The organism is Streptomyces sp. NPDC029836, assembly GCF_055574495.1.
Window position 1 is genome coordinate 39,023 of the sequence record NZ_JBVHZI010000001.1, and the last position, 18,967, is coordinate 57,989.

Annotated in this window: 20 protein-coding genes; 11 read left to right on the forward strand and 9 right to left on the reverse strand. The window is 70.0% G+C overall.

Annotation, left to right across the window (positions count from 1 at the left end; all coding sequences use genetic code 11):
- Positions 1 to 63: 63 nt before the first annotated feature.
- The 3 genes from ACZ4XJ_RS00220 (at position 64) to ACZ4XJ_RS00230 (ending at position 2,780) form a co-directional block, all read left to right on the forward strand.
- Positions 64 to 1,203 carry a PucR family transcriptional regulator gene (locus ACZ4XJ_RS00220; protein WP_468494738.1) on the forward strand — a complete coding sequence of 380 codons (1,140 nt, stop codon included), beginning with the start codon at positions 64 to 66 and terminating at the stop codon, positions 1,201 to 1,203.
- A gap of 370 nt (positions 1,204 to 1,573) precedes the next feature.
- The gene (locus tag ACZ4XJ_RS00225; protein WP_468494739.1) at positions 1,574 to 2,299 is read left to right on the forward strand and encodes an SDR family NAD(P)-dependent oxidoreductase; all 726 of its coding nucleotides are present in this window, start codon (positions 1,574 to 1,576) and stop codon (positions 2,297 to 2,299) included.
- 52 nt (positions 2,300 to 2,351) lie between these two features.
- Positions 2,352 to 2,780 carry a DUF427 domain-containing protein gene (locus tag ACZ4XJ_RS00230; RefSeq protein ID WP_468494740.1) on the forward strand — a complete coding sequence of 143 codons (429 nt, stop codon included), beginning with the start codon at positions 2,352 to 2,354 and terminating at the stop codon, positions 2,778 to 2,780.
- Between the two features lie 105 nt (positions 2,781 to 2,885).
- On the opposite strand, the gene ACZ4XJ_RS00235 is transcribed toward ACZ4XJ_RS00230, so the two are convergent.
- Positions 2,886 to 3,446 carry a TetR/AcrR family transcriptional regulator gene (locus ACZ4XJ_RS00235; protein ID WP_468494741.1) on the reverse strand — a complete coding sequence of 187 codons (561 nt, stop codon included), beginning with the start codon at positions 3,444 to 3,446 and terminating at the stop codon, positions 2,886 to 2,888.
- 105 nt (positions 3,447 to 3,551) lie between these two features.
- Here ACZ4XJ_RS00235 and ACZ4XJ_RS00240 point away from each other — a divergent pair, with 105 nt between their 5' ends.
- From ACZ4XJ_RS00240 to ACZ4XJ_RS00250, 3 genes are all read left to right on the forward strand, one after another.
- Positions 3,552 to 4,400 carry an alpha/beta fold hydrolase gene (locus ACZ4XJ_RS00240; protein ID WP_468494742.1) on the forward strand — a complete coding sequence of 283 codons (849 nt, stop codon included), beginning with the start codon at positions 3,552 to 3,554 and terminating at the stop codon, positions 4,398 to 4,400.
- A 154-nt stretch (positions 4,401 to 4,554) separates the two neighbouring features.
- Positions 4,555 to 5,640, forward strand: a complete 1,086-nt coding sequence (locus ACZ4XJ_RS00245) for a PP2C family protein-serine/threonine phosphatase (protein ID WP_468494743.1) — start codon at positions 4,555 to 4,557, stop codon at positions 5,638 to 5,640.
- A 171-nt stretch (positions 5,641 to 5,811) separates the two neighbouring features.
- Positions 5,812 to 6,150: a hypothetical protein gene (locus tag ACZ4XJ_RS00250; RefSeq protein ID WP_468494744.1), complete on the forward strand. Its 339-nt coding sequence runs from the start codon at positions 5,812 to 5,814 to the stop codon at positions 6,148 to 6,150.
- Positions 6,151 to 6,184: 34 nt separating this feature from the next.
- Here ACZ4XJ_RS00250 and ACZ4XJ_RS00255 read toward each other — a convergent pair whose 3' ends face one another.
- Positions 6,185 to 7,354: a DUF6545 domain-containing protein gene (locus tag ACZ4XJ_RS00255; protein WP_362877523.1), complete on the reverse strand. Its 1,170-nt coding sequence runs from the start codon at positions 7,352 to 7,354 to the stop codon at positions 6,185 to 6,187.
- A 3-nt stretch (positions 7,355 to 7,357) separates the two neighbouring features.
- Positions 7,358 to 7,873 carry a toxin-antitoxin system, toxin component gene (locus ACZ4XJ_RS00260; protein ID WP_468494745.1) on the reverse strand — a complete coding sequence of 172 codons (516 nt, stop codon included), beginning with the start codon at positions 7,871 to 7,873 and terminating at the stop codon, positions 7,358 to 7,360.
- Between the two features lie 723 nt (positions 7,874 to 8,596).
- On the opposite strand from ACZ4XJ_RS00260, the gene ACZ4XJ_RS00265 reads away from it, so the two are divergent.
- The gene (locus ACZ4XJ_RS00265) at positions 8,597 to 9,658 is read left to right on the forward strand and encodes an ATP-binding protein (protein WP_468494746.1); all 1,062 of its coding nucleotides are present in this window, start codon (positions 8,597 to 8,599) and stop codon (positions 9,656 to 9,658) included.
- Positions 9,655 to 11,472 (forward strand): vWA domain-containing protein, encoded by a 1,818-nt coding sequence (locus ACZ4XJ_RS00270; RefSeq protein ID WP_362877520.1) that lies wholly within the window; start codon positions 9,655 to 9,657, stop codon positions 11,470 to 11,472. The genes ACZ4XJ_RS00265 and ACZ4XJ_RS00270 overlap by 4 nt, the downstream gene beginning before the upstream one ends.
- 280 nt (positions 11,473 to 11,752) lie before the next feature.
- Here the strand turns inward: ACZ4XJ_RS00270 and ACZ4XJ_RS00275 are convergent, their stop codons facing one another.
- Together ACZ4XJ_RS00275 and ACZ4XJ_RS00280 are read right to left on the reverse strand one after the other, a co-directional pair.
- Positions 11,753 to 12,547, reverse strand: coding sequence for a PI-PLC domain-containing protein (locus tag ACZ4XJ_RS00275; RefSeq protein ID WP_468494747.1), 795 nt, complete (start codon positions 12,545 to 12,547; stop codon positions 11,753 to 11,755).
- Between the two features lie 130 nt (positions 12,548 to 12,677).
- A complete protein-coding gene (locus ACZ4XJ_RS00280) occupies positions 12,678 to 12,851 on the reverse strand; it encodes a CsbD family protein (RefSeq protein ID WP_362884759.1) in 174 nt (57 codons plus the stop codon).
- A gap of 209 nt (positions 12,852 to 13,060) precedes the next feature.
- On the opposite strand from ACZ4XJ_RS00280, the gene ACZ4XJ_RS00285 reads away from it, so the two are divergent.
- Positions 13,061 to 13,222 (forward strand): hypothetical protein, encoded by a 162-nt coding sequence (locus ACZ4XJ_RS00285; protein WP_053676175.1) that lies wholly within the window; start codon positions 13,061 to 13,063, stop codon positions 13,220 to 13,222.
- A gap of 303 nt (positions 13,223 to 13,525) precedes the next feature.
- Complete coding sequence (locus ACZ4XJ_RS00290) at positions 13,526 to 13,879, forward strand: PRC-barrel domain-containing protein (RefSeq protein WP_468494748.1); 354 nt, start codon at positions 13,526 to 13,528, stop codon at positions 13,877 to 13,879.
- A gap of 151 nt (positions 13,880 to 14,030) precedes the next feature.
- Here ACZ4XJ_RS00290 and ACZ4XJ_RS00295 read toward each other — a convergent pair whose 3' ends face one another.
- Both ACZ4XJ_RS00295 and ACZ4XJ_RS00300 read right to left on the reverse strand, forming a co-directional pair.
- Positions 14,031 to 14,339 carry an STAS domain-containing protein gene (locus ACZ4XJ_RS00295; RefSeq protein ID WP_362881237.1) on the reverse strand — a complete coding sequence of 103 codons (309 nt, stop codon included), beginning with the start codon at positions 14,337 to 14,339 and terminating at the stop codon, positions 14,031 to 14,033.
- Positions 14,340 to 14,452: 113 nt separating this feature from the next.
- The gene (locus ACZ4XJ_RS00300) at positions 14,453 to 14,839 is read right to left on the reverse strand and encodes a hypothetical protein (protein ID WP_362881238.1); all 387 of its coding nucleotides are present in this window, start codon (positions 14,837 to 14,839) and stop codon (positions 14,453 to 14,455) included.
- 259 nt (positions 14,840 to 15,098) lie between these two features.
- Between ACZ4XJ_RS00300 and ACZ4XJ_RS00305 the strand changes: the two genes are divergently transcribed.
- Positions 15,099 to 15,392 (forward strand): DUF2188 domain-containing protein, encoded by a 294-nt coding sequence (locus ACZ4XJ_RS00305; protein ID WP_362881240.1) that lies wholly within the window; start codon positions 15,099 to 15,101, stop codon positions 15,390 to 15,392.
- A 147-nt stretch (positions 15,393 to 15,539) separates the two neighbouring features.
- Here ACZ4XJ_RS00305 and ACZ4XJ_RS00310 read toward each other — a convergent pair whose 3' ends face one another.
- A complete protein-coding gene (locus ACZ4XJ_RS00310) occupies positions 15,540 to 17,150 on the reverse strand; it encodes an MFS transporter (RefSeq protein WP_468494749.1) in 1,611 nt (536 codons plus the stop codon).
- Positions 17,151 to 17,383: 233 nt separating this feature from the next.
- Positions 17,384 to 18,955 carry an oleate hydratase gene (locus tag ACZ4XJ_RS00315; RefSeq protein ID WP_468494750.1) on the reverse strand — a complete coding sequence of 524 codons (1,572 nt, stop codon included), beginning with the start codon at positions 18,953 to 18,955 and terminating at the stop codon, positions 17,384 to 17,386.
- Positions 18,956 to 18,967: the final 12 nt, after the last annotated feature.

Below are 18,967 nucleotides of genomic sequence, written 5' to 3' on the forward strand. Positions count from 1 at the left end.
GGGGTAAAGTCCTGTCCGTAGGACGTGAATCTGATCAGTGGAATTGTTCGCAGGGAACAAAAAGTGAGCCATGCAATCCGGAGGGCCAGTGAACTGGTCCTTGATGAGACGACGATCACAGCGCTTCGGGCCGCGCTGAGGACCACCGCCGAAGAAATCGTCCAAGCGATCATCGACGAGGTCCCTCCCTACGCCAACGCCCTGTCCGGCCGCATGGGCGCCACCATCCGGCGGGCCGTCCGCACCGCCCTGGGCCTCTACCTGGACCTGGCGAGCGGGAACGCCACGGGCGGCACCGCGGGCGACGCGGCCTACGAGCTGGGCCGCGGCGAGGTCCGCGACGGACGTTCGATGGACGCCCTGCTCAGCGCCTACCGGGTCGGCGCCCGCGTGGCCTGGCGCGGCCTGGCCGCACGCGCCGTACCCGCAGGTCTGCCCGCCGCCGAGGTGGCCAAGTTCGCCGAGTTGACCTTCGCCTACATCGACGAGCTCTCCGCCGCGAGCGCCGCGGGTCACGCCGACGAACTGGCCGCCCGGGGCCGGGCCCACGAGCGCCACCTGGAACAGCTGGCCCGCGACCTCCTCGCCGGCGCGGGCCCGGACGTACTCCTAGCCGCTGCCGGGCGGGCCGGTTGGCAGCCGCCGACCTCGCTGACCGCGGTCCTGCTGCCCGCCGCCCAGGCTCGGCCCGCCTTCCGCACGCTCGACCCGGGCACCCTGGTCCTCGACGATCTGCCGGACGCCTCCGGCGTGCTGCTCGTCCCCGACGCCGACCGAGCACACCTCCTGAGGCAGCTGCCCGACCGTGCCGCCGTGGTCGGCCCGGCCCGGCCGTGGACGCGGGCGTCCGCCTCGTACGCACGAGCCGTACGCGCACGCTCCCTCTCCCCCGGCATCCGCGACACCGAGGACCACCTGCCCGAGTTGGTACTGAGCGCCGACGCGGACGCGTTCGCAGACCTGCGTACCCGAGCCCTCGCACCGTTGCGGACCTTGCCCGACGGGACCTCGCGGCGGCTCGAGGAGACGTTGCGGGCGTGGCTGCTGCACCAGGGCAGGCGGGACGAGGTGGCGGCGGCGCTGTTCGTCCATCCCCAGACCGTCCGGTACCGGATGTCGCAGCTGCGGGAGCTGTTCCCCGATCTCGGATCGCCGCACCGGGTCCTCGAACTGACGCTGGCGGTCGGTCTCGGGGTGGGCTGACGTGTTCCTCGACCGTTCACGACCGCGTCGGCGCACCCGAGCGCGACAGCTACGCCCTCACCGTCCAGTAGGCCGTGGTGGCCGCGGCAGATGAGACGACACCGGGTCGTGTGACCAACCACGGCCACGGTTGCCCGAAGGGCAGTCAGCGACTCGTTGGCGTCTGGACCTCGCGGCAGGAAGAAGCTGGAATCCCAACGGGCCTCGGAATGCCCGCCGTGCGCCGAATCGCTGCACAAACGCCGCAAGATGCTCGCAGTGGACGGGGTTCCCATACTGATGGCACCTGGTCTCGTACGGGCAGGAGCGCTGCGATGGAACCTTGGGACCTTGCAGGCCTGCGGAGCGAACTCGGCTCCGGTGGTCGCCGATGACCGGCCGGAGCATGGAAGGCGTCCGGATTCTCGTGGTCGGCGCCACGGGGGTTCTCGGTGGTCTTGCCGTCGAGGAACTCTCCGCGCGCGGCGCCCACGTGGCCCTGGCGGGACGCGATTCCCGGCGGCTGGACGATCGGGCCGGCCGGCTGGGCGGGCGTCCGGCACGCCGGGTGGACGCGTACGACACGGATGGCTGCGCCGCGCTCGCCCCGTGGGCACGGGAGCGGCTGGGGGGTCTGGACGGCGTCCTGGTCACGGTCGGTGTGGCGGGTTTCGGTTCGGCGCGGGAGGTGTCGGACGCGGTAGCCGAACACATCTTCCAGGTCAACGCGCTGTGCCCGGCGGCGGTCCTGCGGTCAGCGGTCTCGTGCGTGGCGGAGGGCGGATTCCTGGCCGCGGTCACGGGGGCGATCGTGGACGCTCCGATGCGTGGCACAGCCGATTATGCCGCCGCCAAGGCGGCACTGGGTTGCTGGTTGGAGGTGCTGAGGCGCGAGGTGAGGGGGCAGCGGCTCAGGGTGTACGACTTTCGCCCACCGCACCTGGACACGGGATTCGCCGAGCGCCCCGCCATCGGAAGGCCGCCTGCCCTGCCGCCGGGAGCAGACCCCGCAGTGGTCGTCGGGGCGCTGGTGGACCGGCTCTCCGGCGCGGAATCCTCGCGCGAGGCTCTGCCGCGTCACGGCCGGGGAGGGGACGGGCGTGCGAACCGGATCTGAGGGCGCGGACCGCCGGACCGAGTCGGTGTGGGACCATCCCCGTCCGCCCCGGGTGGAGACGGACGAACGCCATGTGGTCGTCGTACACGCCGGAGTGCGGGTTGCCGATACCCGTCGTGCCCTGCGCGTCCTGGAGACGAGTCATCCGCCGGTCTTTTACATCCCGGCGGACGACACCCTGTTGAGGCTCCTTGTTCGTTCCGGTTCGACGACGTTCTGCGAGTGGAAGGGCGTGGCCACCCATTGGAGTCTGGCCGTGGCGGACGCGGGAGTCTCGCCCGACGCGGCGTGGAGCTACGAGTCCCCCACCCCTGGATTTGCCTCGATCACCGGCCATTTCGCGTTCTACCCGTCCCGGGTCGGCGGCTGCTGGGTCGATGGCGAACCGGTGAGGGCGCAGCCGGGGGACTTCTACGGGGGCTGGATCACGGATGAAGTCGTCGGCCCGTTCAAAGGGGGGCCCGGCTCCGGCGGCTGGTGAGGGTGCCGTCGCCCGGCGCCGGTTGGTGCGAGGTTGCTCCCTCGCCCGTGGCGCCGATCCCGTCCGTGTCGGCCCCGGGCCCGCGCCGCCCGGAGTGTCAGCGGCTCATGAGCCCGAAGACGCGCCGCCCGTGGTCCGCGCGACAGCTGTGCGCAGCAGGTCGGCCATCGATCGACCGGCGACCCGTAGCGGTTCCGGATCGCGCGCGGCCCGGCTGAGCATGAAGGCGCCCTCCAACATCATGACCATCGACTGGGCAAGCGATCGTGCCGTCTCGGGATCGTCGACCCAACGGCCGAACCAGTGCGCCGCGGTGTCGACCCATGCCGCGAAGACCTCTGCCGTCGCCGCGCGCAGCACCTCGTTGCTGCTGGCGACCTCCAATGCCATCGTCCCGATGGGGCATGCGTCGGCGTAGTCGGCCGCGGCGAGGTCGTGCGCCGCCGCCTCGAAGGCGTGCACGAGGGATTCCGCAGGATCCGGCACGCTGTCCAGCAGGGCCATGACCATGCGGCCGTACTCGGGTCCGGACGTGCGGATCATGTCCTCGGCCAACTGTTGTTTGCCACCGGGGAAGAAGTGATAGATCGAGCCGAACGGCGCTTCCGCCTCTGTCGCGATCCGCTTGAGACCGGTCGCCGCGTAGCCGTGCCGGCGGAACAGCATCGTGGCGGAGCCCTGGATCCTGGCTCGCGTGTCTGATCGTCCCATTGCCCTCTGCTCTCCCTGCCTTCATGCTTGCAGTAGAACAATCTATCAAGTGGGGGTCCCATGCCGAGGATCGAGCTGTCGTCCGGGTCAGTCGACTATCAGGACACCGGCGGCGAGGGGCCCGTGCTGGTGTTCGCCCACGGTATGCCGATGAACGAGACACAGTGGCGCAAGGTGGTGCCGCTGCTGGTCGGATACCGCTGCGTCCTGCCCACCCTGCCCCTCGGTGGGCACCGCCGGCCGATGAACGCCGATGCCGACCTGTCCCAGCGCGGCGTCACCCTCCTCCTGGGCGAGTTCATCGAACGGCTCGGCCTCGACCAGGTGACCCTCGTGCTCAACGACTGGGGCGGGGGCCAATTCCTGGTGTCGGAAGGACGGGACCAGCGCATCGCTCGCCTCGTGCTGGTGGCCTGCGAGGCCTTCGACAACTTTCCCCCCGGACCCGCCAAGGCCATGGCCCAGGTGTGCAGGGTCCCCGGCGGCGTCTGGCTCCTGACCCGACTCATGGGGATCCCCGCGTTCCGCCACAACCGGGCCGGGTACGGCGGTATGAGCGTCCGCGGGATCCCCGACGAGATCTTGGACGACTGGTTCGCTCCCGCCACCCGCAGCAGGGCCATTCGCAAGGACCTGGCCAAGTTCGCCACCGGGGCACCGGACCGCAGGACACTGTTGGCCTGGAGCGAGCGACTGCGTTCGTTCGACCGCCCGGTACTGGTCGTCTGGGCGACCGAGGACAGGCTGATGCCACGTGAGCACGGCCCCCGCTTGGCCGAGTTGTACCCGTGGAGCCGACTTGTCGAGATCGCCGCCTCGTCAACTCTCATCCCTGAGGACCAGCCCGAACGGCTTGCCGACGTGCTGACCGACTTCCTCGTCCAGACCGGAGCAGAGCCGATGCGTTGAGCGAGAGCCCTGTGCCCCGTGCCCTGTGCCCCGTGCCCCGCGCCACGAGGCGTCCGCGGCCAGCCGTCCTGGACAGCCTCGATCCGCGGCGCGGCAGGCGTGCTATGTCGCCCCTTCGAGTCGCAACCTGTCGCGGACGTCAGTGGGGGTGAGGATGACCATTGTGACCACCCCCCGCTCAACGAGCGCTCGTTATCGTCTCGTGCGCGCTCTGCCGCTGCTGCTCATCGCCGCGTCCGCCGTGACCGATCTGTGCACACCGCCACAGGAGCGCTATGACGCCTTCCTGTTCATCGTGCCGGGGCTGGCCGCCGTGGCGTGGGGCGCGGTCGCGACCATGGCGTTCGGGGTGGTCGGTGCATTGGTCAACACGGGCCTGGACGCGGCTCGCGGGGAGCCCTTCCTCCCGGCGGGCCTGGCCGGGCTGGTGCTGATGATGGTGTTCAGCGCCGTGGCCGCCTGGACGAGTACGGAGCGGCGGCGGTACGAGCGTGAGGCGCGGCGGATGCGGGAAGTGGCCGAGGTGACGCAGCGGGCGATGCAGCATCCGCTGCCCGACCGTCTGGGGCGTCTGGATCTGTATCTGCTGTACGAGACGTCCGTGGCCGGCGCGCATGTCGGGGGCGACTTCTACAAGGCGCTGCAGGTGCCGGGCAAGGTGCGCGTGATGATCGGCGATGTGCAGGGCAAGGGGCTGGGTGCGGTGGAGACGGCGGCGGTGCTCTTGGCGTCGTTTCGCGAATCGGCCTATTCCGCGCCCGACCTGCCTGCGATCGCCCGCAGCCTGCAGACCAGCATGGAGCGGTACGCCGCCCGCGGGGACACCGCCGTGGCGGACCGGTTCGCCACGGTCCTGCTGGCCGAGATCCCCGACGACCTGCCCGTGGTGCGTCTGCTCAGCTGCGGTCATCCGCCGCCGGTACGCCAGCACGACGGGCGCACGGAGTACATCTCCTTCCGTGAGCCGTCGCTGCCGATCAACCTTCCCGTCGCGGTGGACGAGGAGCACGTGGTGGAGGAAGTCGCTTTCCAGACGGGTGACCGTCTCCTGCTGTATACCGACGGTGTGAGCGAAACACGGGACGACCATGGTGCGTTCTTCCCGCTCGACGAACGCCTTGCCGCGTGGGCGACGGAGCCGGACGAGAAGATTCCCACGCTGTTGTCGGGCGATCTGCACCGGTTCAGTAGTCACGGACTCGATGACGACACCGCGGCCGTCCTCATCGCGCACCGCTGATGTGCCGTCGGAACGTCCAGGGCTCGATCCCGTTGGTGAGCAGGTCGTGGCCGTCGGGTGAGCGGTTGTCACCGGCGCCTGACCAGGCCCATGGCCGTTGTCCGGGGCGTCTCGGCGGCTCATGCGAGGATGGTGGGGAGTTCCGCATTGCCCGCTTCCAAAAGGCCGCACATGACCAGCAAGTTTCTCCCCTTCCGGCGCAAACGCGGGACGAAGGTCACCTATGAGGTGACCGGCACCGGGTCCTTCGAGGTGACCTATGCCGTCGGCGACCCCCTCAAGGGCGAGGAGAAGCAGGTCACGGGCGTTGTCACGCCGTGGAAGCAGGACGTCGTGATGTCGGGCATCGGCGCGATGCCCATGCTCACGATCACGACGTCCAACCCCGAGCATCCCGACGGCTGGCTCCAGTGCACGATCTCCATCGACGGTGAACTCGCGGTGGAAGGGGCGGTGTCCTCGCGGTCGGCCTGCGCGACCTTCGCGGCTCTGCCCGGCGCGACCGGCTGACAGCTCCGGGCCCCGGGCGGCTACCGCTCCCTGATCACAGTGCGCGGGACAGCCGTTCCGGAAGGTCGCGGTACTGCGTTTCCGCCGCACGGTACGCGGAGACCGCGCGCCCGTTCTCCTCGCTCTCGGCCTTCTCGCCACGGCCGCGGCTGTCGGCCGCGCTGCGCACCATGGCGGCCAGGCCCGCGGTGACCGCGTTCGCGCCGGATGCTCCGTCCTCCACCGCCCGCAGGTGGGCCCGCTCGCGCACGTCGTCGTCGAAGTACGGGCGCAGTCCGAGTATCCAGTCCTGGATGCTGGTCTCGCGGTGGACCAGCCGCTGCTCCGGTCCGGCGTGCCAAGGCAGCACGAGGAGCGCCGGATGGGCGGGGTCGGGGTTCGGTGGTCGAACGACGCGGTGCAGGGGGTTGAGCGTGCGGTAGGTCCGCCACGGCTGCCAAACACGTTCGATGACGCGCTGCCCGAACACCGGGATGAGGAAGCCCGCGGAGATCACGAACGCGGCGAGCGAGATGAGGGGCGCCACGCCTTCGTTGAGCAGCGGCGACCGCGTCAGCGCGCCGGTGAGTTTCACGATTCCGAAGATCAGCTCCAGGAGGAAGCCGACGGCGAGGGTCAACAGGCCGGCCCACAGGCACCTCACCTGCGCGGTCGCCGATTCCTTGCGAGCGTCCTTCCTGATGTCGAGCGACCATTTCCAGGTGACCACCGTGGCCGCTCCCACGGCCACACAGTGGGCGAGCAGGTAGGTGAAGATCATCTCTCGGATGAACGGGGTGGCGGAGTAGTAGGTGTCGAAGTCGCGCAGTCGTTCGTCCGGCGCCTCACCCAGGACGAAACACGCGATGATGATCAAGCCCACCAGGGTGTAGGCGAGCTTCCAGCGGCGTACCCGGCGCCGTGCCACGGCCTGGTGGCGCGAGTCCGCGCGCCAATTCTCGATGAGCACCAGGAAGCTGCAGGAGAACGCGGACAGCATGACGTAGACCAGCGGGGCGGAGAAGTTGCTCACGCCCGTGAGTCGGTTGACCAGCATGATCGTGGGCGGGGCGGAGAACGTGAACACGGCGCAGCCCAGGGCCAGTGCGATGTTGACGGTGCGCACCATGGGCAGCCGCCAGCCCCTCAGCAGTGCGGGGAGCTTGGCGATCAGCACGAGGAACACCACGCCCGCGGGGACGTAGTAGTTGACGCCGGTTTCCATGGATCAGCCTTCCAGCGAGGCCCAGATGCGGCCGGCCACGCCGTCGTTGGCGAGGCGGTCGGGAGCTCCGTCGAGGTAGGGGCGGAACTTGGTCGCGAGCATGCGTCCGAACAGCTCGGCGCGGCGCTCCTCCTCGAGGCCCCCGTCGGTCCTCGCGGCGACGCGGATCACGGCTTCGCTGAGGTCCCAGCGCTCGCCCAGCACGCGTGCGGCGGCCGCCACCCCGGTGACCATGCCGTGGTGGCCGCAGCTGCCCTCCTTGCGGTGCCACAACTCGTGGCCGAGGATGACGAGTTGGTGCACGGGAGAGGTCTGTGCCTCCACCGCGACGAGATCGAGGTCGCCCATGTCGATCCATAGCCCGCTCACCGTGTCGGGCGGGAACGCCTGCAGGATGAGGCGTACCTCACGTCCGCTGCTCTGCGTCAGATAGGTACACAGAGAGGTGAGCAAGGCGGCCGGTTGCATGGGTGCGACCGGGGCGACCCCCTTGAACAGCTCGTCGCGATGCCTCTTCATCTCGCGGGAATACCCCACCATGCCCCCAGTCCTGTTCCGCTGACGCAGCGCTGCCTTGGCGGCGCTCCATCAGCGTGTCCTCACTGCTCAGGGCTCCCCGGCCGCGCGCAGTTCGCTCCTCGCTCGTGTCCGTGCCCGACGCGTTCTCCACGTTCCGCGGCTCACGCTTCCGTTCCGCGCGTGCCCGTCCGACCCCGATCCGATGAGGGATGTCATGGTCCGGGCCGTGTCATCGGAAGCGTCGGCGGGGCCCGGGGCCGCATGATCGGGCGCTACCGCGACCTGATGTGATGTTTTGCTTTTTCTTGACGGGTAACCACCCGTTGAAGGCCCTCATCCTGGCTCACGAAGATACGTTCCAGCAAGTCACCGCGGATACGGGGAAGAAGCCGTTCCGGGGGGTCTGCCCACGGGACTGCGAGCGGCTCGATGTCGTTGCCCCCAGCGATGGATGCCGGCGACCGCGCCCTGCGGCGGACGGGTACGGATCGCCCCTCGGATGCTCGACGATCCCCGGCATCGGTCCGGGTGGATCAGGGGATGGCCGGGGTTCGGCCGCCGTCCCTCGCGGCGGTGAGTCCGACGTCACCCGCCCACGAACCCGGGCATCCGAACCCGCCTTGACCGCCTACCGCCCACGGGAAAACCGGATGCCGGGCGGTGTGCGGTGTGACCACACTGGCCGCGTCAGACGCCGCCCCACCCCGAAGGACGTCCCCGCCCGTGCAGGCTGCCGTCACCGTCACCCCCGCCGAGATTCCCGAACTGCTGCTCGGCCTCGCCACCGTGCGGCCCGTCTTCCTCTGGGGGGCGCCCGGCATCGGAAAGTCCTCGCTCGTCAGGAAGTTCGCCGACTCGTTGGGCCTGGAGTGCGTCAGCCTCCTCGGTACGCAGCTGGCCCCCGAGGACCTGATCGGCGTACCGCAGATCCGCGACGGCCGCTCCGTCTTCTGCCCGCCCGAGGCCATCGCCCGCGACGAGCCGTACTGCCTGTTCCTCGACGAGCTCAACGCTGCGGGTCCGGACGTCCAGGAGGCCTTCTACTCGCTGATCCTCGACCGCCGGATCGGCTCCTACGAACTGCCCGCGGGCTCCATCGTCATCGGCGCGGGCAACCGCGCCACGGACAACGCACTGGCGCGGCCCATGGCCTCGGCCCTGGTCAACCGCCTCACCCACATCCACCTCCAGGCGTCCGCAGAGGACTGGCTGGTGTGGGCCGGCGAACACGGCATCCACCCGTGGGTCATCGACTACCTCACCGACCGCCCCGACCACCTCTGGTCGCAGCCGCCCAAGACGGAGGAGCCCTTCTCCACCCCGCGCTCCTGGCACATGCTGTCCGACGCCCTGCACTCCTTCGGCCCGGCGCTGGAGGAGCAGACCCTGAAGGTGGTCGCCCACGGCACCCTGACCCCCGCTCACGCCGTTTCCTTCTGCGGCTACGCCAAGATCGTCCGTCACACCTTCGGCATCGAGGCCATCCTGAAGGGCGACGCCTCGTGGCCCACCCGGCTCCAGGACCGCGACCTGCTCTACTACCTCGCGGAAGCCTTCCGGGGGCGCCTCCTCAAGGAACTCCCGGCGCGGAAGGAACACGTCTCCCCCGCCCTGCGGCAGCACACGTACCGCTTCAAGTCGCTCCTCGTGCAACTCGCCGAGATCTCCGTCGAGGTCGCCCAGACCGTCATCGCCGACGACGCCGACGGCCTTCCCGTGCTGCCCGGATGGTTCCTGATCGAGGCCGCCCGCGACATGCCCCGCCTGGTCGAGGCCCGCCGGTGAGCCGGAGCGGCAAGTCCCGCGCGAAGGCCGCCGCCAAGCCCGATCCGGCCGGCCAGGCCTTCGCCGAGGGCCTCGCCCTGGTCAAGCAGAACCCTGCCCTCGGCGCCCTCCACGGCAAGGTCTGCCGCGAGGCCGGCTGCCCGCAGTCCCCGGCCGGGGGCCTGGCCGCCGTCACCTCCAACGGCGTCGTCCACGCCCACCCCACCCGACGGGCCGAACCCCGCGAGTGGGCGTGGGCGATCGCCCACGCCCTGCTGCACCTCGGGTTCGGCCACGTCCCCGCCGCCCCGGACGAGGACCGCGCCCAGCCGGACCCGTTCGACCTCGCCGCACGCTGCACGGTCGTCAACCGTTTCCTGCTGACCTTCCCCGTCGGCCGCGCCCCCGACCATCTGCCCGCCGAGTACCCCGGCGGCGACGAGGACGAGCTCGCCGCCCGCTGGCGCCGCGACGGCATACCGCCGGCCTACGAGCACTGCGGCACCGCCGGGCGCGGACCCGACCAGGTCCTGACCACTTGGCGCACCTGGAACACCGCCGTCCCGGACTGGCAGACCGCTTTCGCCGCCGCGCTGACGCGCAGCGTCTCCGCCGCCATGGACGTGGCCGGGGGCCGCCTCGACCGGACCACCGGCCAACGCGTCGCACAGCGCCCCTGGGACCGGGCCCTGAACTGGTTCGTGTCCTCGTACCCGCTGCTCGGCGGGCTCGCCGCCGGTCTGACCGTCGTCGCCGACGCCGAGTTGGCCCGCGCCCAGGACATCTCCATCGCTGCCGTCAGCGCCGGCGCCGGGGAGATCTACATCAACCCGCTGCGCAGCTTCGAGGACGACGAGTGGCGGTTCATCCTGGCCCACGAGATGCTGCACGCCGCCCTGCGCCACGGCGAGCGCCGGGGCCCGCGCGACCCGTTCCTGCACAACGTCGCGGCGGACTACGTCGTCAACGACTGGCTGGTGGAGATGCGGATCGGCAGCATGCCCGAGGGACTGCTGCACGATCCGGCGCTGCGCGGGCTCTCCGTCGAGGAGGTGTACGACCGGATCGCCGGTGACCTGCGCCGGATGCGGCGCCTGGCCACCCTGCGCGGCACGGGCGCCGGCGACATCCTGGGCGAGCCCCTCGCGCACGGCGCAGGGCGCCCGTACACGGATCTCGACGAGTTCTACCGGCGCGGCCTCGTGCAGGGTTTCGACCTGCACGAGCGCGGCGGGCGCGGCCTGCTGCCGGCCGGGCTCGTCCAGGAGATCCGGACCCTGGCCCACCCGCCGGTGCCGTGGGACGCCCGGCTCGCCCGCTGGTTCGACGAGCACGTGCCGAAGCCGCAGGCCGTACGGTCCTACGCCCGCCCGGCACGCCGCCAGGCCTCCACCCCGGACATCCCGCGCGCGGGCCGGTACTTCCCGCCCGAGGAGATCGCCCGCTGCACCTTCGGCGTGGTCCTCGACACCTCCGGTTCGATGAACGCCGCGCTGCTGGGCAAGGCGCTGGGAGCGATCGCCTCGTACGCCGAGGCCCGCGACGTTCCGGCGGCGCGGGTCGTCTTCTGCGACGCGGCACCGTACGACGCGGGCTACGTGCCGCCGACGGAGATCGCGGGTCGGGTCCGGGTCCGCGGCCGGGGCGGCACGGTCCTACAGTCGGGCATCGACCTGCTGCAACGCGCCGACGACTTCCCTCCCGAGGCGCCCCTCCTGGTGATCACCGATGGTTGGTGCGACACCCTGCGCGTCCGCCGCGAACACGCTTACCTGATCCCGCAGGGCGCAGGTCTCCCCTTCACGCCGAAGGGCCCCGTCTTCCGACTGACCTGATGCACGGTGGACCGTGGGCCCACGGGAGGGGTCCGGACGCGGGGCCGTCAGTGGTGGGCGGCCGCGTCGTCCTCCCGGTCCCCGTACTCGTCGTCGTCGCCGTGGTCGGGCCTGCCACCGTGATCGGGTCGCGGTGCCTCCCGATGCCGGGGTGCCGGTCCGGGTCAGCGTGCTGCCCGCGAGGGCGGCTGAGCCGGTCAGGACGTTGACAGCGGGCGTCGGCGCTACGGCGGCGAGCGGTCCGACGCCCCCGGCCGCTGGGGACGACGGCCGGCAGGTCTCAGTTCCGGGCGTTGAGTTCGGCGACGATCGACGCCGGCGTGTGGCCGCTGCCGTCGGACAGCTTGTGGAAGTCGACCGAGACGAAGTTCGGGTCGCGTCCACCGGCCGCCGGACGGCATCGTTCGCTGATGCGGTCCCGCAGTTTGGTCCCGTTGTCGAGTACGGCGTTGATCACCGTGGGCACGTTCCTTTGATGGCTCATGGTGAAGAGCCTTCGGAAGCCCGGTTCCTGACGGTCCAGCGGTACGTCGGACCATCGGCTGACGCAGGAGACGTCGTTGCCCAGGTCGCCGAGGCTCCAAAAGTTGCTGACGGTCCAGGCCTTGTCGTACATGACGCCCAGGTGCTCACGGTCGGGCTCGTCGCTGAAGATCAACAGGCGCTTCCCGGAGCCAACGAGGTCGGTCATCCTCGGCCAGCCCTGCTGGCGCACGTTCCACGCGTCGGGGCGGAAGAGCAGCTGATCGAGGCCGCGTACCCGGCCGAGCGAGTTCCCCAATTGTTGGGCGCTGACGTAGTCCTCAAGGAAGATGCTCACCACTTCCTGGGGGTTCGCCTCCAGGAACTCCACCACGGTTTGCATGCTGCCCTGGAAGGACTGCCTGGGCAGAGCGTAGGTGACCCCGGCGAAGGTCTTGCACTCGCCGTGGCAGAGGTGGACGTCACTGGGGTAGCAGTCGCTGCCGAAGCTGATGACGCAGAGCCACTTACTGCGCTCGTACCAGTGGGTGTCCAGGCTCAGGCCGCGCACCCCGTTGTCGAGCTGATGGCGTATGGATTCGGACTGGGCCACTGAACTCCAGCGGGAGTCCTCGTAGTGGCCGTCCGGGGAGACGACCGGAGGCCGGGCGTGGGGGGGGGGGGCCCCCCCCCCGGGGGGGGGGCCCCCCCCCCCCACGCCCGGCAGTTGCCAGGCTGTGGCGTCAGCGCTTGAAGGCGTCCTTCACGTTCTCCTTGGCCTGGCGGGCGTCGCCCTTTGCCTGATCGGCACGGCCCTCGGCGGTGAGGCTCTCGTTGCCGACCACGCGGCCCGCGGTCTCCTTGACCTTGCCCTTGGCCTGCTCGGTCTTCGCCTGGGTCTTCTCGTCAGCCGACACAACCATCACTCCTCGTCATAGGAACTCGCCTTGCCTCCACTCGCCTGTCCCCGAACAGGAACTTGAAACGGGAGAACCAGCGATCCGGTGAGCCGAGCCCCTCAGCCAGCGAGGAGCTCGGCTTCCCGCCTGCGCCGATAAGAAACAGGTAAGTTTCGCGCGCATGGTTTGGCAGGTGCCGGACGGAAGGCGTCTCGGAGGTAATAACTATGGTTCCCCTGCTTCTCGTTCTTCTGCTCGCCCTGATTCTCTTCGGTGCCGGATTCGCGGTGAAGATCCTCTGGTGGGTCGCCATCGCCGTCCTGGTGCTGTGGCTGGTCGGCTTCGTCGCCCGCCCCAAGGGAGGTAGCGGCCGCTGGTACCGCTGGTAGGCGGGCTCAAACGGCCCGTTGTGGGCCCCTCTCGCCGAGAGGGGCCCACAGTCATGTCACGGCACGGTCGGGAACCGGCTACGTCCGACGGATCGGCAGCCACCCGCTCTCCCGTTCAAGAAGTATCTCCCCAGGGTCTTCCGATCCAGAAGCCCGATACGTGGAGCATGGAGAGGACTGGCGAGGGCAGTCGAGTTCTTGACGGTGCCGCACTTCCGGAGTCTTGACGGTGCCCGAGTTTCGAGGGCATCAGAACGTCGACCCGGAAGATCGGCACTGAAAATCAATGAAGGGGTAATTTGTATGACTGAGAACGTGTGGGGCTACCGCGAAACCGCCGGCCACCTGGCCGGTGCCGATCTGACGGGTTACAAGGTCGAGGCCACGGACGGCGCCATCGGCAAGGTCGACAAGCACTCCGAGGACATGGGCTCCGCCTACATCGTGGTCGACACCGGGCCCTGGATCTTCGGCAAGGAAGTCCTCCTCCCCGCCGGCACGGTCAGCCGCGTCGACACGGACGAGCAGAAGATCTACGTCGACCGGACCAAGGAGCAGATCAAGACGGCTCCCGAGTTCGACAAGGACATCCACCTCGGCAACGAGGACTACCACCGCCAGGTCGGCGGCTACTACGGCCGGCCGCACGACGCCTGACGGGCATCTCGCGGGGATCACGCGAGCGTCCGGGCCGGGGCGGCAACCGTACGGTTGCCGCCCCGGCCCGTTTTGCCGTACCCGGACGACATCCTGCCCGGTACCTGACAGGCCGCGCGAGGGCGGCGCCGGGTGGGACGCTCGCGCGCGCTCAGGGCCTGGACGCGTCTTCCAGAGTGGACCGCACGTCGAGGACCTGGTCCGCGCCCGTCAACCGCAGGAGCCGCTGGAGCTGCGGTTGGGGGGCCGCGATGCGTAGTTGGGTGATGCGGTGCATCTTGAGGAGGAGATTGAGGAACGAGGAATCGCCGAAGGTCATGGCACCGGTGTCGAGGACCACGGTGCGGTGGGTCGCGGCGGCCGCGGCCAACCGGGATTCGAGCGGTCCCACCGTGTCCGCGTCGTACTCGCCCCAGGCCGTGATGACCGCCACGGCATTGTGCCCTTCATGCGTGTCCATGACCCACAGCATGCCGGCACGCCTACTGGTCCGACAGGGCGTCAACTGAGGTCTACGACCGACCGGCGGGTGGCCGCCCGCCGGTCGCGTGTGCAGCACCTTCACGGGGCCGTTCAGTGCGAGCCGGATTCGTCGGACGCGTCCTGCGGGTCCACACCCGTGACGGCGGAGGCGTCCCGGGTGCCGCTGGGGCGGCCGGAGCGGCCCTTGGGCCCGAGGTCGTGCATGCCGTCGTCACCCTTCTTGGCGAGGTCCTCGCCACGGCGGCCGCTGCTCTCGCCGGTCTTCGCACCGGTGCCCTTCGTCTCCTCCTTCGAGACGGTCCTGCCCGGGCCGGGCTTCGGGGCGTACTTCTCCGGGTGGAAGGAGCGGTGCGCGCTCGGGTTTTCCTGCGTGTGCGTGCTGTCGACATCCGGTGACCAACCGTGTTGTTCGGTACCCGGGTGGCGGCTGGGCCCCTCGCCGTGCGCCGGCTGGGACGGTTTCGGTGTCCTGGACATGAGGTGTCCCTTGTTCGTGGGTCCCGAGCATCTTGCGCCTGCCCGCCCTGGCCATGGTCACCCGCCTCGGGAGTGTTGTTCCGCCCGTCTCCATGACGTGGGCCGTCCCACCGGGCGCGGTGGGACAATGGGCGTACGGCGGTGGTACGGCTCCGGACGACCGCTGCCGGCCCCGGCCACGGGGGTGACCGCGAACGGCCTTGGTGTGCCGAAAGGCGGTCGCGACGCCCGCCGGACCGGCGAGGCGAGGAGAGGGACCATGGCAGCGAGACAGACCGTCTACCACGTCTCACCGTCCGGGGAGCGGGCGGCGGCAGCCGGCGTGAAGTGGCAGGTCGAAGGCCGGGAAGGACGTCGTCTTCTGCACGAGCCGCACCGGACGCAGAAGGACGCGATCGACTCGGCACGGCGCCACGCGCTCGCACACGCCCCCGCGCAGGTCATCGTCCACGCCCAGGACGGCCACGTCCGCTCCGCCTACACCTACGGAGACGCCCCCGCGCCCTCCGGCGAGCGGGGGCGCCGGGCAGGCGAGCCCGGGGGCCTCCACTGAGGACACGAAGTGGCTGGCTGAACGGGCCGTCACTCCCCGCGTCCCCCGCTGTCGCAACCATCCGGAGGGCCGACGTGCCTCTGGGTGCGGCCGCTCCGTCCCGGCCCGCGCCCCCTGTGAGGGGACACCCGGCGGCCGGCCGACCTTTCAGGCTCTCGGCTCGGCACGGGCGGCGGTGGAGTCCTCGGTCTCGTAGCGCCGCAGGAGTTCCCGCTCGGCTTCCCGGTGCGGGAACATGAGGAAGACCAGTAGCGCGCCCATCGCGATCGCCGCCAGGCCGACGGCGTACGCCCAGTCGTCGCCGTGGAGGAACGACCGGCGCGCTGCCGCGACGATCTGGTCGGCGTACTGGGGGTGCTGTCGGGCGACCTCACCGGCGGAGGCGAACGACTTCGTCAGCTCGCTCCGGACCTGGTCCGACACCTGCTTGCTCTCCGGGGAGGCGGCGACCGCGGCGCTGAAGGCCGAGGCGTAGCCGGCGGTGAGGAGCACGCCCATGATGGACTGCATGATGGCCCCGCCGAGATCCCGTTGCAGGTCGGCGGTCCCCGAGGCCATGCCTGCCCGTCGTACGGGCACCGATCCGGTGAGCGAGTGGGATGCGGGCGTCCCGGCGAAGCCGGAGCCGGTGCCGATGAGCACGTAGGCGAGGCCGATGTGCCAGTAGCTGCTGTGCTCGCCCCAGAACAGCAACATCCAGGCGAAGGCCAGGAAGAGGGACCCGTAGCCGATCAGCAGGGTCGTGCGGGCGCCGCGCGTCTCGATCAGCTTCGCGGACCGCGGCGCCACGAGCACGATCATCACGACGAGGGGCAGGATGGCGGCGCCGGCCTCGACGGGGCTGTACCCGAGCACGTTCTGCAGGTACTGCTGGCTGATGAACGCCGATCCCATCATCGAGCCGTACACGATGATTCCCGCGCACGCGGCGACCCAGAACGTGCGCCGGCCGGCGATGTGGAGGTCGTACAACGGGTTGGGAGCCCGGCGCTGACGCCGGAAGAACGCCGCTCCGGCGGTCAGGGCGATCACGACGAGGCCCACGACCGACGCCCCTTGGCGGGGGACGGCGGCGAAATTGATCGCCAGCACCAGGCCCGCGACCAGGAGGACGGACAGGATGCCACCGAGGTCGTCCACCGGTTCGGCCGACTCGTTGGCGTGTGCGGGGACGAACAGCAGGGCCATGACCAGCGCGACCACGGCGAGTGGCAGGGTGACCAGGAAGACCGACCCCCAGTGGAAGCGTTCGAGCAGCGCGCCCGCGATCACCGGCCCGAGCATGGAGATGCCGCCGCCCAGGGCCGACCACAGGGCGATCGCCTTCGTTCGCGCCGGTCCCGTCCAGAGTGCGGTGATCAGCGCCAGCGTGGTCGGGTAGGCCATGCCGGCCGAGAGCCCGCCGAGGATCCGGGCCGCGGCGAGAACGGTGTCGTTCGGTGCGAACGCGGCGAGCAGGCAGGCGGGGATGGACAGGGCCGTGCCGAGGAGCAGCAACAGCTTGCGCCCGTGCCGGTCGCCGACGGCACCCAGGTAGAGCACCGATGCGGCCAGGCCGAGGGAGTACCCCACGGCGATCAGGTTCAGCGCGGTCTGCGAGGAGTCGAAGGCCTTCCCGATCGCGGGCAGCGCCACGTTGGCCACGGACAGGTTCAGGTTGGCCACCGACGCAACGGTGATCAGGGACGCCAGAACGAGCGACGCCCGCGCCGGGACGTCACGCGGAGCGTCGGTGCGGGGCGCACCGCTTTTCGACATGGAGCCTCCGGGCGAACTGGGGCTTGGCGTGGGTCTTGCCTGATCCAACGCCCCGCACCTCGCCCGGTGGGGATGACACGCCCGAACCCGTCAGCGTCCTCGGCGCCGGTCCGCACGGGTGACAAGCACCACCAGGGCCGGGCAGCACGGCGGGGCGAGGTCCGGGACGGGCGTGGCGTGGCCCCCCGGCCGGTGTTGGCCGGCGCCGTGAAGGTCACCGGGTGGGGGCGGGGTCAGTGGCGGTGCATGGTGGCGAGGGCTTCGACGAGCACCTTCGGGTCGTGGCGGCCCTGGTAGACGGGCGGGGGCTGCTTGTCGAGGTCCAGGAGCCGGGCGACCGCGGTCCAGGCGGTGCGTACGGAGTACTCGACGGTGAAGACGACGTCGTCGGGGACCTCCGCGTACTGGCCGATGAAGGCGAGGTTGGTGGACCCCTCGGGAACCACCTGCGGCCGGTCGCCGGCCTTGCGGACCAGGAACTGGCTGGTGATGTACGGCATCAGGGCCGGAATGACGGTGGAACGGTCCAACATCACGGAGGTGGCGTCGGCGTCGAAGGGCAGGTGGTGCAGAACCTCGTCGAGGATCTCCCTACCGGTGCACTCACGCATCGGCTTGGTCACGTGGTCGCCGCTGTTGTCGGGGAAGAGGGCGTAGCCCCACCACACGTACGTGTCCTCGGGCTGGTCGCGGAAGTGGGGCTGGTGGTTGAGGACGATGGTGAGCAGCCAACTGGAGTCCTTGAACGTGATCAGCCCGCCCTTGCCGGCCTCGCTGCCGGAGAACTTCTCCATGAGCTCGAAGAACGTCGGGTCCTTCGTCGTGACCGTGAACGACGCCCAAGTGGATTCGGCGATGGAGGAGTTGAAGACGCGGGGATTTCCCAGGCCGGGGCGCTTGTCGGCGAGGGACTGCCACAGTTGCCAGGCACCGCTGGAGTCGGAGGTGTCCAGAGGTGCGGCGCTGTCGGTGGAGCCGAGTGTGGAACCGGCGGTCATGGAACCGTTGGTGACCATCACCAGGTCGTCCCCGCTCACCGGAAGCGTCTCGGCCTTGCCGTTCCGGACCCAGGTGAGGGCGGTGACGGTCAACCCGTCGCCGTCGGCCAGGGCGAGGTCGGTGACGCGGGTGTCGAGCTGGATGGTGACGCCCTGGTCGGTGAGCCATTTCACCAGGGGCCGCACGATCGAGTCGTACTGGTTGAAGCGGGTGCGGTAGATCCCCGACATCGAGTCGAAGGTCTTGAACAGGTGGATGAACCGGTTCAGGTACCGGCGGAATTCGATCGCGCTGTGCCAGGGCTCGAACGCGAAGGTGGTGCACCACATCCACCAGAAGTTCGTGGTGAAAAACCCCTCGCTGAAGCAGTCGGTGATCCGTTTGCCGTCCAGACGGCTCTCCGGGGTCGCCGAGCACTTGATCAGTTCCAACCGATCCCGCTCGGTGAAGCCCATGGAGTGCGCGGCAACGACCTTGCCGGTGGCGTCGACGAGCCGGGCGTGGTCGTCCCAGGCGAAGTCCTCGTGAAAGGCGAAGGTGTCCGAGGTGACCGACTTCGACGGATCGTCCAGCGAGGGAATCGAGGTGAGCAGGTCGTACGTGCACTCGAAGTGGATCTCGAACATGCGCCCGCCGCGCATCGTGTACCCGGTCTCCGGCGATCCGGCCGCGTCCAGGCTGCCGCCGTCGCGACCCTGCTCCTCCAGGATCAGGATGTCGGGCCCGGTGAAGTTCCCCTCACGGATCAGGAACGCCGCCGCCGACAGCGATGCGATGCCGCTGCCCACCAGATACGCCTTCGCCATGCCACAGTCCTC

Bases quoted from the DNA above. Each gene is read 5' to 3' on its own strand.
- ACZ4XJ_RS00260 (WP_468494745.1), bottom strand. From the start codon at position 7,873: ATGAAGAGGCATCGCGACGAGCTGTTCAAGGGGGTCGCCCCGGTCGCA.
- ACZ4XJ_RS00225 (WP_468494739.1), top strand. From the start codon at position 1,574: ATGACCGGCCGGAGCATGGAAGGCGTCCGGATTCTCGTGGTCGGCGCC.
- ACZ4XJ_RS00255 (WP_362877523.1), bottom strand. From the start codon at position 7,354: ATGGAAACCGGCGTCAACTACTACGTCCCCGCGGGCGTGGTGTTCCTC.
- ACZ4XJ_RS00315 (WP_468494750.1), bottom strand. From the start codon at position 18,955: ATGGCGAAGGCGTATCTGGTGGGCAGCGGCATCGCATCGCTGTCGGCG.
- ACZ4XJ_RS00285 (WP_053676175.1), top strand. From the start codon at position 13,061: ATGGTTCCCCTGCTTCTCGTTCTTCTGCTCGCCCTGATTCTCTTCGGT.
- ACZ4XJ_RS00240 (WP_468494742.1), top strand. From the start codon at position 3,552: ATGCCGAGGATCGAGCTGTCGTCCGGGTCAGTCGACTATCAGGACACC.
- ACZ4XJ_RS00245 (WP_468494743.1), top strand. From the start codon at position 4,555: ATGACCATTGTGACCACCCCCCGCTCAACGAGCGCTCGTTATCGTCTC.
- ACZ4XJ_RS00295 (WP_362881237.1), bottom strand. From the start codon at position 14,339: ATGGACACGCATGAAGGGCACAATGCCGTGGCGGTCATCACGGCCTGG.
- ACZ4XJ_RS00290 (WP_468494748.1), top strand. From the start codon at position 13,526: ATGACTGAGAACGTGTGGGGCTACCGCGAAACCGCCGGCCACCTGGCC.
- ACZ4XJ_RS00235 (WP_468494741.1), bottom strand. From the start codon at position 3,446: ATGCTGTTCCGCCGGCACGGCTACGCGGCGACCGGTCTCAAGCGGATC.
- ACZ4XJ_RS00305 (WP_362881240.1), top strand. From the start codon at position 15,099: ATGGCAGCGAGACAGACCGTCTACCACGTCTCACCGTCCGGGGAGCGG.
- ACZ4XJ_RS00250 (WP_468494744.1), top strand. From the start codon at position 5,812: ATGACCAGCAAGTTTCTCCCCTTCCGGCGCAAACGCGGGACGAAGGTC.
- ACZ4XJ_RS00310 (WP_468494749.1), bottom strand. From the start codon at position 17,150: ATGTCGAAAAGCGGTGCGCCCCGCACCGACGCTCCGCGTGACGTCCCG.
- ACZ4XJ_RS00300 (WP_362881238.1), bottom strand. From the start codon at position 14,839: ATGTCCAGGACACCGAAACCGTCCCAGCCGGCGCACGGCGAGGGGCCC.